The organism is Pseudomonas fluorescens (assembly GCF_900215245.1).
In the GTDB taxonomy this organism is placed as follows: domain Bacteria; phylum Pseudomonadota; class Gammaproteobacteria; order Pseudomonadales; family Pseudomonadaceae; genus Aquipseudomonas; species Aquipseudomonas fluorescens.
In genome coordinates this window covers 1,497,629-1,509,777 of sequence record NZ_LT907842.1, presented here as the reverse complement: position 1 = coordinate 1,509,777, position 12,149 = coordinate 1,497,629, and the positions used below count along the sequence as shown (strand labels likewise).

Below are 12,149 nucleotides of genomic sequence, written 5' to 3'. Positions count from 1 at the left end.
GACCCTTCCCGTGTTGATCATCAGCAAACTCTTGATGCGAGTAGTCAAGGCACACGCCCGTTGGCGTTGGCGCGCCTGACATTTTTCTCTGCCGGCCCGGCCGGACCTGTACCGATTTGCCTTCTTCACCCGTTGTTCGACGCCCCTTGCCGGCTAACCCTGGCAACCGGAACGTGCGTCTGGCAGCGGGACACTCTCTTGGAAGGCGGTCATTCGAAATCAGTGAATTCAAGAGGTTTGAACCCACATGTTGCTGATGATTGATAACTACGATTCCTTTACCTACAACGTTGTGCAGTACCTGGGCGAACTCGGTGCCGAGGTCAAGGTGGTGCGTAACGATGAACTGACGGTTGCCGAAATCGCTGCCCTGAACCCGGAGCGTATTGTGGTTTCGCCTGGCCCTTGCACGCCGACCGAAGCGGGCATTTCGCTCGAAGCCATCCAGTATTTCGCCGGCAAATTGCCGATTCTGGGCGTGTGCCTGGGCCACCAGTCCATCGGCCAGGCCTTTGGCGGTGATGTGGTGCGCGCCCGCCAGGTGATGCACGGCAAGACCAGCCCGGTGTTCCATAAAGACCTCGGTGTATTCCACGGGTTGAACCTGCCGGTGACGGTAACCCGTTACCACTCGCTGGTGGTCAAGCGTGAAACCCTGCCCGAGTGCCTGGAACTGACAGCCTGGACCCAATTGGAAGACGGCTCCGTCGACGAGATCATGGGCCTGCGCCACAAGACACTGAATATCGAAGGGGTGCAGTTTCACCCCGAGTCAATCCTGACCGAGCAGGGCTACGAGCTGTTCGCCAACTTTCTCAAGCAAAGCGGCGGCACGCGCTAAGGACTTTCCATGGATATCAAGACTGCCCTGAGCCGTATCGTCGGCCACCTGGACCTGAGCACCGCTGAAATGAGCGATGTGATGCGTGAGATCATGACCGGTCAATGCACCGATGCGCAGATTGGCGCGTTCATGATGGCGATGCGCATGAAGAGCGAAAGCATCGACGAAATCGTCGGTGCCGTATCGGTCATGCGGGAGCTGGCGGACAAGGTCGAACTCAAGACCCTCGACGGTGTGGTCGATGTGGTCGGCACCGGCGGTGACGGTGCGAATATTTTCAACGTGTCCACGGCGGCGTCCTTTGTGGTCGCAGCGGCCGGCTGCACCGTGGCCAAACACGGTAACCGTGCGGTCTCCGGCAAAAGCGGCAGTGCCGACTTGTTGGAAGCCGCCGGGATCTACCTGAACCTCACGCCCGTACAAGTGGCTCGCTGCATCGACAGCGTCGGCATTGGCTTCATGTTTGCCCAATCCCATCACGGCGCGATGAAACACGCCGCCGGCCCGCGCAAGGACCTTGGCCTGCGTACCCTGTTCAACATGCTTGGCCCGCTTACGAATCCGGCCGGTGTGAAACATCAGGTGGTAGGCGTGTTCAGCCAGGCCCTGTGCCGGCCATTGGCTGAAGTGCTGCAGCGCCTGGGCAGCAAGCATGTATTGGTGGTGCATTCCAAAGATGGCCTGGACGAGTTCAGCCTGGCGGCACCGACCTTTGTGGCGGAGCTGAAGAACGATCAGGTCACTGAATATTGGGTCGAACCTGAAGACCTCGGCATGAAAAGCCAGAGTTTGCATGGCCTCTCAGTGGAGAGCCCGGCAGCGTCCCTGGAGCTGATTCGTGATGCTTTGGGGCGCCGCAAGACTGAAAATGGCCAGAAAGCGGCAGAAATGATTGTGCTCAATGCCGGCGCGGCGCTGTATGCCGCGGATCATGCCTACAGTCTTAAAGAGGGCGTGGCCCTCGCTCATGATGCTTTGCATACCGGGCTCGCTCGCGAGAAACTCGAAGAACTGGGTGCCTTTACTGCGGTGTTCAAAATGGAGAATGAAGGATGAGTGTTCCGACCGTTCTGGAAAAGATCCTGGCCCGCAAGGCTGAAGAAGTCGCCGAGCGTCGCGCCCGTGTCAGCCTGGCCGAGCTGGAAAGCCTGGCGAAAAGCGCCGATGCTCCGCGTGGCTTTGCCAATGCGATGATCAAGCAGGCGAAGGAAAAGCAGCCCGCCGTCATTGCTGAGATCAAAAAAGCTTCACCCAGCAAGGGCGTGATTCGCGAGATCTTCATTCCTGAAGACATTGCCAAGAGCTACGAGAAGGGCGGCGCCACGTGTTTGTCGGTGCTGACCGATATCGATTTCTTCCAGGGTTCCGATCTGTTCCTGCAGCAGGCCCGCGCTGCGTGCAAGTTGCCGGTGATCCGCAAGGACTTCATGGTCGACCCTTACCAGATCGTCGAAGCCCGTGCCTTGGGCGCCGACTGTGTGTTGCTGATCGTCTCGGCGCTGGATGACGTGAAAATGGCAGAGTTGGCGGCAGTCGCCAAAAGCGTCGGCCTGGATGTGCTGGTCGAAGTGCACGACGGCGACGAACTTGAGCGAGCGCTGAAAACCCTCGACACACCGTTGGTGGGGGTCAACAACCGTAACCTGCATACATTTGAGGTCAGCCTGGAAAACACGCTCGACCTGCTGCCACGTATTCCGCGCGACCGCTTGGTGATTACCGAAAGTGGCATCGTCAACCGCGCCGATGTTGAACTGATGGAAATCAGCGGTGTGTATTCGTTCCTGGTGGGCGAGACCTTCATGCGCGCCGAGAACCCGGGCGCGGAACTGCAACGTCTGTTCTTCCCTGAGCGTGGCGTGGCCGTCAGCGGTTCGACCCTGGATTGATTGAAGTGCGGTTGTGTGTCTATTTATGGCGATAGGTGTTCGATGCTCAAGCCAGTGCCGATGACAGTTGAAGCAGGCCTTGCCGCCGAGCAAGACCTGCTGGCGGCCGTTTGCGCGGGCGAGCAAGCATTTGGCCTGCTGTTTTGGCAGCCCAGTGATCAGGCCTTGGTCATGCCGCGCCGGTTGAGCCGCTTGCCGGCGTTTGATGCGGCCAGCCAGATCTCGGCCGAGGCCGGTTGGCCGGTATTGCTGCGCGAAACCGGCGGTGAGCCGGTGCCGCAGTCCGCCGCGACCGTTAATATCGCGCTGGTTTACGCGCCACCGCGCAGTGAAGGCGATCAAGGGCGGATCGAAACCGGCTACCAGCGTTTGTGCCAGCCGATCTGTGACTTTCTGATTGAGTTGGGGGGCGATGCCAGTGTCGGTGAGATTGACGGCGCCTTCTGCGACGGCCGTTACAACGTCAACCTCAATGGTCGCAAGATGGTGGGCACCGCCCAGCGCTGGCGGCAGAGCGGCGGGCGGCCGGTGGGGTTGGTGCACGGTGCTTTATTGCTGGATAACGATCGCGAGGCGTTGATTGCGGCGGTCAATCGCTTCAATGAAGCGTGTGGCCTCGACCAGCGGGTGCGTGCCGACAGCCATATTGCCTTGCACGAAGCGTTTCCCGCGCCGGATGCGATCACCCGGCTGGATGCGTTGTACCGTCAGATGCTGGCCGGGTTCCTGCCGGTTTAACGCGTACCGAACACCACCATCGTCTTGCCTTTGACGTGTACCAGGTTGCGTTCTTCCAGGTCCTTGAGCACGCGACCGACCATTTCCCGTGAGCAGCCGACAATGCGCCCGATTTCCTGGCGCGTGACTTTGATCTGCATGCCGTCAGGATGGGTCATGGCGTCTGGTTGCTTACACAGTTCCAGCAGGCAACGGGCCACGCGGCCGGTAACATCAAAGAACGCCAGGTCACCCACTTTACGGGTGGTGTCGCGCAGCCGTTGGGCGATCTGACCGCTCAGGGCGTACAGGATGTCGGGATCATGCTGGGCCAGTTCGCGGAACTTCGTGTAACTGATCTCAGCCACTTCGCACTCGATCTTGGCCCGCACCCAGGCGCTGCGTTCCTGCTCTTTGCCCGCCTGTTCAAACAGGCCCAGTTCCCCAAAGAAATCGCCGGTATTGAGGTAGGCGATGATCATTTCGCGGCCATCTTCATCCTCAATCAGGATGGTGACCGAGCCCTTGATAATGAAGAACAGTGTTTCCGAACGTTCGCCCGCACAGATGATGTTGTGCTTGGCCGGATAGCGCCGGCGCTGGCAATGCATCAACAGTTTGTCGAGGTTCTTGATTTTGGGTGTGGGAGTAAGAGCAACCATGGTTGTATCCCGGAAAGACTGCACGGTGTGGTTGGATTTATTTTTCTATCCAGCGGCGTCGGCATTGATACACGCTGTACAAAGGATGGCAATGCGCCATTGAATTGGCGCCAGCTTAACAGACACATTCTGCCTCGATTAAGGAATTTGCTCGGCAGAGACTGCTATTTATCACTTTCATGCTGGACGCTGCGGTTTCAAAGCCCTGTGCTAAGCTGGCGACCCTTTTTTAGCAGTGGAGTCTGGGCGATGAAGGCACGCATCCAATGGGCGGGCGAGGCCATGTTCCTCGGTGAGTCGGGCAGTGGCCATGTAGTGGTCATGGATGGCCCGCCGGACGCCGGTGGCCGTAACCTGGGCGTACGCCCCATGGAAATGCTCCTGCTGGGTGTCGGCGGTTGCAGCAATTTCGACGTGGTCAGCATCCTGAAGAAATCCCGTCAGGCCGTGGAAAGCTGCGAAGCCTTCCTGGAAGCCGAGCGCGCCACTGAAGATCCCAAGGTATTCACCAAGATCCACATGCATTTCGTGGTGAAGGGCCGGGCGCTGAAAGAGGCTCAGGTCAAGCGTGCCATCGAGCTGTCTGCCGAGAAGTATTGCTCGGCGTCGATCATGCTCGGTGCGGCTGGTGTAGCGATCACTCATGATTACGAGATCATCGAGTTGGGTTGAGACACACGGCAAAAGAAAAGGGCGCTTCGATAGCGCCCTTTTTTGTGGATCAGTTTTGAGGCACTTAGATTCGATAGGTGCTTTTGGTCATGACCTTGGCCAGCAGGCTCATGCCAAACCGCACCGGTGCCGGGAAGCGGAAGCCGCCGGCATCCAGTGCGCTATCGGCGTGATGTTCTTCATCAATGCGCATTTGTTCAAGAATGGCGCGGGACTTTTCGTCTTCGGCCGGCAGTTGCTCCAGGTGTTCATCCAGGTGTTTGCAGACCTGATGTTCCGTGGCGGCGACAAAACCGAGGCTGACCTTGTCGCTGATCAACCCGGCAGCCGCGCCGATACCGAACGACAAACCGTAAAACAGTGGGTTGAGCACGCTGGGGTGGCTGCCGAGCTGGCGAATACGTTGCTCGCACCAGGCCAGGTGGTCGATCTCTTCTTCGGCCGCATGTTCCATCGCTGCGCGTACTTGCGGCAGCTTGGCGGTCAGCGCCTGGCCTTGGTACAACGCCTGGGCACAGACTTCGCCGGTATGGTTGATGCGCATCAGGCCGGCAACATGACGGGTGTCGGTTTCGCTCATCTGCGCGTCCGGCTGCACGATGGCCGGCGATGGGCGGTACGGTTGGCCGCTGAACGGCAACAGCGTGCGCATGGCCGTGTCGGCTTGCAGCAACAGACGGTCAATCGGCGAGTAGTGACGTTGGGTAGTCATGCTGACCTCCGGAAAGAATCTCGGCGGCCAGTTTACCGCAAGACAGGGTGATGCGTTTGCGCTGAGTCAGGGCATAGGGTCGCAGCCCCGGGCTGCGACCGTTGTTGCAGGTCGATCAGCCCGGTGGCCAGTTCATCTGGCGCTGACCCAGCACGTGCATATGAATGTGATAAACGGTCTGGCCGCCATCCTCATTGCAGTTCATGACCACGCGAAAGCCTTTCTCGCAGCCTTGCTCCACCGCCAATCGCTGAGCGGTGAACAAAATGTGGCCAGCGAGGGCTTTGTCTTCTTCGGTAAGGTCGTTGAGCGTACGAATCGGCTTTTTCGGAATTACCAGAAAATGCACGGGCGCCATTGGGGCAATATCGTGGAAGGCGAGGACCTGGTCATCTTCATAGATGATCTTCGCGGGTATTTCCCTGTTGATGATCTTGGTGAACAGAGTATCCACAGCTGTTTCTCCATTGTGAAAGTGCAGGGGAGTGTACCCAGCCAGTCAGCGTGGGCAATAGGCCTTGTTGATCGCGCCGGCAATCTTGCGCGTCAGCCAGCGTGGGCTGAACCGCGGGCTGAAGGCCAGCCAACGGTTGCGCCGCCCGGGAATGATGATGGCTTTGTTTTTTTCCAGTGCGCGCATGGTGTAGAGCGCGACTTCTTCCGGGCTCATCAGCTGTTGGCTGCGGTCGAGCTTGGCGGTGTCCATTTGCGCAGTGCCGAAGAACGCAGTGCGTGTCGGGCCGGGGCAGAGGACCGAGACCTTGATGCCACAGGTCTTGAGCTCTTCGCGCAGGCCTTCGGAGAAGTGCAGCACATAAGCCTTGCTGGCGTAGTAACTGCTCATCCATGGGCCCGGTTGAAAGGCCGCGACCGAGGCAACGTTGAGAATCTGGCCTCCACCATTCAGGGCCATGGCGTTACCCAGGGCATGACACATACGCGTGAGGGCCAGGATGTTGACTTCGATCAGGTCTTGCTCGGTCATCCAGTCCTGGGCCAGGAACGGCCCGCTGGTGCCCATACCGGCGCAATTGACCAGCAGGTCTATCTGGCGCTCACCTTCTTCAAGCTCCAGCAGAAACCCGGACAAGCGCAACGGCTCGCCCAGGTCGCAGGCACGAAACAGCACCTCGACGCCAAAGCGTTGAGTCAATTCGATTGCAATGCTTTCCAACTGATCACGCTGGCGGGCCACCAGAATCAAGCTGCGGCCGCGACGAGCCAGTGCTTCGGCCAAAGCCAGGCCGATGCCGCTGGAGGCGCCGGTGATCAGAGCGTAACGGGTCATGCCTTTCTCCATCGCAACGCCGCCGGGCCTGTGACAGAGGCATCACAGGCGGCGGGCGTTTCTTCACTGTTCTGGAGAGTCTACAGGTTCGGCCGTGTCCTCAGCACTTTGCGCGCTGTCTTCTTCATCAACGGTGACGCTTTGATCGGTGGCGTCATCGGAGGTGATGGAGCTGCTTTCGTAGCTGCTGTCCATATTGGCTTCGAGTTGGTTCAAGTAGCCGTTCATACCCAGCGTCACCAGAATGGCGAACATCACCGGAATGAATGCCAGCCACAGGGCCGCCAACACTTTCACTGCAGTGGAGTTGCGCGGAGGCGGTGCGCCGTATTGGTTGGCGCCGGCGTTACCCGGCAACACCAGCAACAGGATCGGGAAGACGCTGTTCACCAGGGGCACCAGGTGCAGGAACCACAGCCAGCCCGACCAACCCAGGTCGTGCAGGCGTTGCACACCGATTTGCACACTGACCCAGACAATCGCAACAACCAGCGCGAAGCCCAGCAGCGAGCCGAGAATGATGCCGGCGGTCGGCGAGGCGGTCGCCACGGCAAAGCTCGCGGTGCTGATGATGCCGCCAGCGACCAGCATTGCCAGGGTCAACACCAGCGTCCAGGCGAGATACCGCAGACGCCCGATACGCCCGTTGATAGTGAAGACCTTGAGTGTCGAGTATTCCTCGGTGTGGTCACCCACTGCGGCGCGCGGTGGAGCGTAGGGCGAAGTAGCGGAGCGTGAGAAGTCAGACGCGCTGCTATCCGTCTCGTGAGCTTCGGCCAGGCTGAATGCCACAGGTTGCTCAGGTTCGATACGTGCATCGACCCCGGCGTTTTTCAGTGCTGTGAGGTAAGTTTCGGCATCGGAACGGGACAGGTCACGCTTGAGCGCAACCGGGCGGCCGGTAAAAAGCTTTTCGATGGCTGCCACGTCGCTTTTGAACAGTTCGGCGAGGTTGAGCTTGGCAGTGGTGCTTTCGACACCCGGGAGCAAGGCCCCGTCAAACACAATCTTGAAACGGTTGTCGCTCATGCGGGCATCCTTGTCTCTTAATCAGGGAGGTTATCCAGGCCTGCAGTAGACAGGCCTGACGGTGGTCAGCGTGGCCAGCGAAGTTGTGCTGCCTGCTCGCGAGCCTTGCGGTATTCGGCATCCAGGCGGGCAATCAGTTCATCGACGCTGGGCAAATCATTAATCTCACCGACGCCCTGGCCGGCGGACCATACAGTTTTCCAGGCTTTGGCCTCGTCGCTCAACGGTTTGAGCTTGGAGCCGAAGTTTACTTCACCTTTGCCTTGTAAGGCAGCGAGGTCGAAACCGGCGTTTTCCAGGCTCTGGCGCATAAAGCTCGCAGGTACGCCAGAGACTGCGGGAGTGTGCACGATGTCGGCGGCGCGCGATGTGAGCAGCATCTCTTTATAGGCATCCGGGGCGTGGCTTTCAGTCGTGCCGATAAAGCGCGTGCCGAAGTACGCCAGGTCAGCGCCCAGCACCTGGGCGGCGAGAATCTCGTGCCCATGGTTGAGGCAACCGGCCAGCAGCAGGGTCTTGTCGAAGAATTGGCGAATCTCGGCAATCAGCGAAAATGGGCTCCACGTGCCCGCATGGCCGCCGGCACCTGCAGCCACGGCAATCAGGCCGTCAACACCGGCTTCTGCGGCTTTCTCGGCATGGCGCCGAGTGGTGACATCGTGAAACACCAGGCCGCCGTAGCTGTGCACGGCGTCGACCAATTCCTTTACTGCGCCCAGGCTGGTGATGACGATCGGTACTTTGTGCTCGACGCAGATCGCCAGGTCGGCTTCCAGCCGTGGGTTGCTGTTGTGCACGATCAGGTTCACGGCATACGGCGCAGGGTTGTCCAGTGGTGCCAGGCCCGCTTCGATTTCTTCCAGCCAGGCCTTGAAACCGCTGCTTTCGCGCTGGTTGAGCGCCGGGAAGCTCCCGACCACCCCATTGCGACAGCAAGCCAGGACCAGTTGCGGGTTGGAAATCAGAAACATCGGTGCAGCCACGACGGGCAAGCGCAGACGTTGTTCGAGCAAAGCAGGCAATGACATTGGAGGTACCCCGAGTAATTGGAATTAGAACGGTTTGACCACGACCAAAATTACGATAGCCAGCAATATCAGAACGGGCACTTCGTTGAACCAGCGATAAAAGACGTGGCTGCGGGTGTTTTCGCCACGGGCGAAGCGTTTTACCTGTCCGCCGCACATATGGTGGTAGCCGATCAGCAGTACCACCAGCGTCAGCTTGGCGTGGATCCACGCGCCGGATTGAAAGATGGCGGGGTTGAGGTAGATCAGCCAAGCCCCGAACACCAGGCTGGCAATCATCGCCGGGCCCATGATGCCGCGGTACAGCTTGCGCTCCATGACGCTGAAGCGTTCTTTGCTGACGGTGTCTTCACTTTGTGCGTGGTAGACGAACAGGCGTGGCAGGTAGAACAGCGCGGCAAACCAGCAGACGATGCTGACGATGTGGAAGGCTTTGACCCATAGATAGAGCATTTCTAGTTATTCCCAGGTTCACGGTAACTGAAGATAGTAGTGGCTCATGCGCCCTTACGTCACGTTGACGGTTGTCGCAGGACGATACGGCCCCTATTATCGACGGCTTTCCAGTGGGTTCGTTGAGGGCAGGTTTATGGTCAAGGTCGGTATCGTCGGCGGCACGGGTTACACCGGTGTCGAATTGCTGCGTCTGTTGGCTCAGCATCCGCAAGCTGAGGTGGTGGTCATCACCTCCCGATCCGAGGCCGGGCTGGCCGTTGCCGACATGTACCCGAACCTGCGAGGTCACTATGACGGCCTGGCATTCAGCGTTCCGGACATCAAGACCCTCGGCGCGTGTGATGTGGTGTTCTTTGCTACCCCGCACGGAGTGGCCCATGCACTGGCTGGCGAACTGCTGGCTGCCGGGACCAAAGTCATTGATCTGTCGGCTGACTTCCGTCTACAGGACGCCGATGAGTGGGCCAAGTGGTACGGCCAGCCGCACGGCGCTCCTGAGTTGTTGGAGGAGGCGGTGTATGGCCTGCCGGAAGTCAATCGCGAGCACATCAAGCAGGCGCGCCTGATTGCGGTGCCGGGTTGCTATCCCACCGCGACGCAGTTGGGGTTCCTGCCATTGCTGGAAGCCGGGTTGGCGGACACTTCGCGCCTGATTGCGGACTGCAAGTCGGGCGTCAGCGGCGCCGGTCGTGGTGCTGCCGTGGGTTCGTTGTACTCCGAGACCTCGGAAAGCATGAAGGCCTATGCAGTAAAAGGACATCGTCATTTGCCGGAAATCCGCCAGGGGCTGCGTCGTGCTGCCGGTAAGGATGTGGGCCTGACCTTCGTTCCGCACCTGACGCCGATGATCCGTGGCATTCACTCCACGCTGTACGCAACCGTTGTCGATCGCTCGGTAGACCTGCAGGCGCTGTTTGAAAAGCGTTATGCCAACGAACCGTTCGTCGATGTAATGCCTGCCGGCAGCCACCCGGAAACCCGCAGCGTGCGCGGCGCCAACGTGTGCCGTATCGCGATTCACCGGCCGCAGGATGGCGACTTGGTGGTGGTGTTGTCGGTGATCGATAACCTGGTCAAAGGCGCGTCGGGCCAGGCGGTGCAGAACATGAACATCCTGTTCGGCCTGGACGAGAAGCTGGGCTTGTCCCATGCGGGCATGTTGCCTTAAGGCTTCGCGGTTGATTGCAAAAGGCCCGTTGATCGGGCCTTTTGTGTTTTTAATGGCGGCAGCGCAGATTGATATACCGTAACAATAGTTGACCGCTTTTCTAGGAGAAGCGGATAATGCCCGTCATTACGCATATGGCGGCGGTACGCCGGGAGATTATCAGCATGAGCGTTGAGTCCTTCACCCCCACGGCTTTGCAATTCACCCACGGTGCTGCGCACAAGGTGAAGAGCCTGGTCGATGAAGAGGGTAATGATCGCTTGAAGCTGCGCGTATTTGTTACGGGCGGCGGTTGTTCAGGGTTTCAGTACGGTTTTACCTTCGATGAAGATGTAGCCGATGATGACACCATCGTCGAGCGCGAGGGCGTCAGCCTGGTCGTGGACCCGATGAGCTTCCAATACCTGGCAGGTGCCGAGGTGGATTACCAGGAAGGGCTTGAAGGTTCGCGTTTCGTGATCAAGAACCCAAACGCCACCACCACCTGTGGTTGCGGGTCTTCGTTCTCGATCTGATCGGCAGCGGATACAAAAACGCCGCATGGCTTAATGGGCCACGCGGCGTTTTGCTGTCTGCAGATTTTGCAGGGTAGTCAGGCGGGGTAGATCGCGCCCAGCACCCGCAGCCCGTGTGCGCCGGTGACGCTCGGGCGGTTGGCGGCGATGCCTTCCAGGCAGCAATGGGCCAGCCAGGCGAAGGCCATGGCTTCAACCCAGTCGGGGTCCACGCCGTAAGTGGCGGTGCTGCTCACTTGGGTGGACGGCAACAGCGCCGCCAGACGGCTCATCAGTGCGGCGTTATGCGCGCCGCCACCACAGACCAACAAGGTTTCGGTGTCGGCTTGTGCGGCTTGCAGGGACTCGACGATGGTCGATGCGGTCAGCTCAAGCAGGGTTGCTTGTACATCCTCGGGTTGAAACGCCGGCAATCGGCCGAGGTGATGTTGCAGCCATCCCAGGTTGAAGACTTCACGGCCGGTACTTTTCGGGCCCCTGGTCAGGAAGAAGGGGTCGCTGAGCAGCGCGTTGAGCAGCTGAGTCTCGACTTTGCCACTGGCGGCCCATTGGCCGTCGCGATCAAACTGTTCGCCACGTTGATGGTTAATCCAGGCGTCAAGCAACACGTTGCCTGGGCCGCAGTCGAAGCCGGCGACAGGTTTGCCGGTCTCGATCAGGCTGAGGTTGCTGAACCCGCCGATATTTAACACCGCGCGGTTGCCGGTACGTTCCCCGAATAATGCTTCATGAAAGGCCGGCACTAATGGTGCACCCTGGCCTCCGGCGGCAACGTCGCGACTGCGAAAATCACTGACGACGGTAATGCCAGTCAGCTCGGTCAGCAGGGCCGGGTTGCCGATCTGTACGGTAAAGCCCCGTGCAGGTTCGTGGCGAATGGTCTGGCCGTGGCTGCCAATTGCGCGAATGTCCTGAGGCGTGAGGTTCTGCTGGGCCAGCAAGGCGTGGATGCCTTGGGCTGCAAGTGTCACCCAGTGTTGCTGGGCAATCGCCGAGCGGGCGATTTCGTCAGGGCCGCTGGCGCACAGGCCTAGCAGTTCGGCGCGCAGGGTTTCAGGCATAGGAATGTAGTGAGTGGCGATCAAGTTGATCGCCGGGGCTTGCTCGATCAGAGCGATGTCCAGGCCATCGAGGCTGGTCCCGGACATCACGCCTATATAGAGCGGCAT

At 59.4% G+C, this 12,149-nt stretch carries 15 protein-coding genes; 7 read left to right on the top strand and 8 right to left on the bottom strand.

All coding sequences use genetic code 11. The features are described from left to right. Positions 1-247: 247 nt before the first annotated feature. Genes CPH89_RS07165 through CPH89_RS07150 form a run of 4 tightly spaced genes read left to right on the top strand, consistent with a single transcriptional unit; the run spans position 248 to position 3,471 of the window. Positions 248-841 (top strand): aminodeoxychorismate/anthranilate synthase component II, encoded by a 594-nt coding sequence (locus tag CPH89_RS07165; RefSeq protein WP_053258301.1) that lies wholly within the window; start codon positions 248-250, stop codon positions 839-841. 9 nt (positions 842-850) lie between these two features. Then, entirely contained in the window at positions 851-1,900 is a 1,050-nt protein-coding gene (gene trpD / locus CPH89_RS07160; RefSeq protein ID WP_053258300.1) for an anthranilate phosphoribosyltransferase, read from the top strand. Then, on the top strand, positions 1,897-2,733 hold the full coding sequence (gene trpC / locus CPH89_RS07155; protein WP_053258299.1) for an indole-3-glycerol phosphate synthase TrpC: 837 nt from the start codon (positions 1,897-1,899) through the stop codon (positions 2,731-2,733). Before trpD ends, trpC begins: the two co-directional genes overlap by 4 nt. A gap of 42 nt (positions 2,734-2,775) precedes the next feature. Beyond that, the gene (locus tag CPH89_RS07150) at positions 2,776-3,471 is read left to right on the top strand and encodes a lipoate--protein ligase family protein (protein ID WP_053258298.1); all 696 of its coding nucleotides are present in this window, start codon (positions 2,776-2,778) and stop codon (positions 3,469-3,471) included. Here CPH89_RS07150 and crp read toward each other — a convergent pair. Beyond that, complete coding sequence (gene crp / locus CPH89_RS07145) at positions 3,468-4,112, bottom strand: cAMP-activated global transcriptional regulator CRP (protein ID WP_053258297.1); 645 nt, start codon at positions 4,110-4,112, stop codon at positions 3,468-3,470. The genes CPH89_RS07150 and crp overlap by 4 nt on opposite strands. A gap of 249 nt (positions 4,113-4,361) precedes the next feature. Between crp and CPH89_RS07140 the strand changes: the two genes are divergently transcribed. Beyond that, positions 4,362-4,784 (top strand): OsmC family protein, encoded by a 423-nt coding sequence (locus CPH89_RS07140; RefSeq protein WP_017138086.1) that lies wholly within the window; start codon positions 4,362-4,364, stop codon positions 4,782-4,784. Between the two features lie 64 nt (positions 4,785-4,848). Here the strand turns inward: CPH89_RS07140 and coq7 are convergent, their stop codons facing one another. The 6 genes from coq7 to hemJ form a co-directional block, all read right to left on the bottom strand. Further along, entirely contained in the window at positions 4,849-5,496 is a 648-nt protein-coding gene (gene coq7 / locus CPH89_RS07135; RefSeq protein ID WP_053258296.1) for a 2-polyprenyl-3-methyl-6-methoxy-1,4-benzoquinone monooxygenase, read from the bottom strand. A gap of 115 nt (positions 5,497-5,611) precedes the next feature. Then, the gene (locus tag CPH89_RS07130; protein WP_003210943.1) at positions 5,612-5,950 is read right to left on the bottom strand and encodes a histidine triad nucleotide-binding protein; all 339 of its coding nucleotides are present in this window, start codon (positions 5,948-5,950) and stop codon (positions 5,612-5,614) included. Positions 5,951-5,995: 45 nt separating this feature from the next. Continuing rightward, positions 5,996-6,784, bottom strand: coding sequence for an SDR family NAD(P)-dependent oxidoreductase (locus CPH89_RS07125; protein WP_053258295.1), 789 nt, complete (start codon positions 6,782-6,784; stop codon positions 5,996-5,998). A 63-nt stretch (positions 6,785-6,847) separates the two neighbouring features. Next, positions 6,848-7,813, bottom strand: coding sequence for a DUF805 domain-containing protein (locus CPH89_RS07120; RefSeq protein WP_053258294.1), 966 nt, complete (start codon positions 7,811-7,813; stop codon positions 6,848-6,850). Positions 7,814-7,878: 65 nt separating this feature from the next. After that, positions 7,879-8,841: an NAD(P)H-dependent flavin oxidoreductase gene (locus CPH89_RS07115; protein WP_053258293.1), complete on the bottom strand. Its 963-nt coding sequence runs from the start codon at positions 8,839-8,841 to the stop codon at positions 7,879-7,881. Positions 8,842-8,865: 24 nt separating this feature from the next. Further along, complete coding sequence (gene hemJ, locus CPH89_RS07110) at positions 8,866-9,294, bottom strand: protoporphyrinogen oxidase HemJ (protein ID WP_053258292.1); 429 nt, start codon at positions 9,292-9,294, stop codon at positions 8,866-8,868. A gap of 136 nt (positions 9,295-9,430) precedes the next feature. On the opposite strand from hemJ, the gene argC reads away from it, so the two are divergent. Next, positions 9,431-10,465 carry an N-acetyl-gamma-glutamyl-phosphate reductase gene (gene argC, locus CPH89_RS07105; protein WP_053258291.1) on the top strand — a complete coding sequence of 345 codons (1,035 nt, stop codon included), beginning with the start codon at positions 9,431-9,433 and terminating at the stop codon, positions 10,463-10,465. A gap of 164 nt (positions 10,466-10,629) precedes the next feature. Beyond that, entirely contained in the window at positions 10,630-10,980 is a 351-nt protein-coding gene (erpA, locus tag CPH89_RS07100; RefSeq protein ID WP_003176443.1) for an iron-sulfur cluster insertion protein ErpA, read from the top strand. Positions 10,981-11,057: 77 nt separating this feature from the next. On the opposite strand, the gene CPH89_RS07095 is transcribed toward erpA, so the two are convergent. Further along, the gene (locus tag CPH89_RS07095; protein ID WP_053258290.1) at positions 11,058-12,149 is read right to left on the bottom strand and encodes an anhydro-N-acetylmuramic acid kinase; all 1,092 of its coding nucleotides are present in this window, start codon (positions 12,147-12,149) and stop codon (positions 11,058-11,060) included.

What these genes read in the sequence shown, in the direction of transcription:
- trpD (WP_053258300.1), top strand. Translation starts at nt 851, where the DNA reads ATGGATATCAAGACTGCCCTGAGCCGTATCGTCGGCCACCTGGACCTG.
- CPH89_RS07165 (WP_053258301.1), top strand. Translation starts at nt 248, where the DNA reads ATGTTGCTGATGATTGATAACTACGATTCCTTTACCTACAACGTTGTG.
- CPH89_RS07095 (WP_053258290.1), bottom strand. Translation starts at nt 12,149, where the DNA reads ATGCCGCTCTATATAGGCGTGATGTCCGGGACCAGCCTCGATGGCCTG.
- erpA (WP_003176443.1), top strand. Translation starts at nt 10,630, where the DNA reads ATGAGCGTTGAGTCCTTCACCCCCACGGCTTTGCAATTCACCCACGGT.
- trpC (WP_053258299.1), top strand. Translation starts at nt 1,897, where the DNA reads ATGAGTGTTCCGACCGTTCTGGAAAAGATCCTGGCCCGCAAGGCTGAA.
- crp (WP_053258297.1), bottom strand. Translation starts at nt 4,112, where the DNA reads ATGGTTGCTCTTACTCCCACACCCAAAATCAAGAACCTCGACAAACTG.
- argC (WP_053258291.1), top strand. Translation starts at nt 9,431, where the DNA reads ATGGTCAAGGTCGGTATCGTCGGCGGCACGGGTTACACCGGTGTCGAA.
- CPH89_RS07115 (WP_053258293.1), bottom strand. Translation starts at nt 8,841, where the DNA reads ATGTCATTGCCTGCTTTGCTCGAACAACGTCTGCGCTTGCCCGTCGTG.
- hemJ (WP_053258292.1), bottom strand. Translation starts at nt 9,294, where the DNA reads ATGCTCTATCTATGGGTCAAAGCCTTCCACATCGTCAGCATCGTCTGC.
- coq7 (WP_053258296.1), bottom strand. Translation starts at nt 5,496, where the DNA reads ATGACTACCCAACGTCACTACTCGCCGATTGACCGTCTGTTGCTGCAA.
- CPH89_RS07150 (WP_053258298.1), top strand. Translation starts at nt 2,776, where the DNA reads ATGCTCAAGCCAGTGCCGATGACAGTTGAAGCAGGCCTTGCCGCCGAG.
- CPH89_RS07125 (WP_053258295.1), bottom strand. Translation starts at nt 6,784, where the DNA reads ATGACCCGTTACGCTCTGATCACCGGCGCCTCCAGCGGCATCGGCCTG.
- CPH89_RS07140 (WP_017138086.1), top strand. Translation starts at nt 4,362, where the DNA reads ATGAAGGCACGCATCCAATGGGCGGGCGAGGCCATGTTCCTCGGTGAG.
- CPH89_RS07120 (WP_053258294.1), bottom strand. Translation starts at nt 7,813, where the DNA reads ATGAGCGACAACCGTTTCAAGATTGTGTTTGACGGGGCCTTGCTCCCG.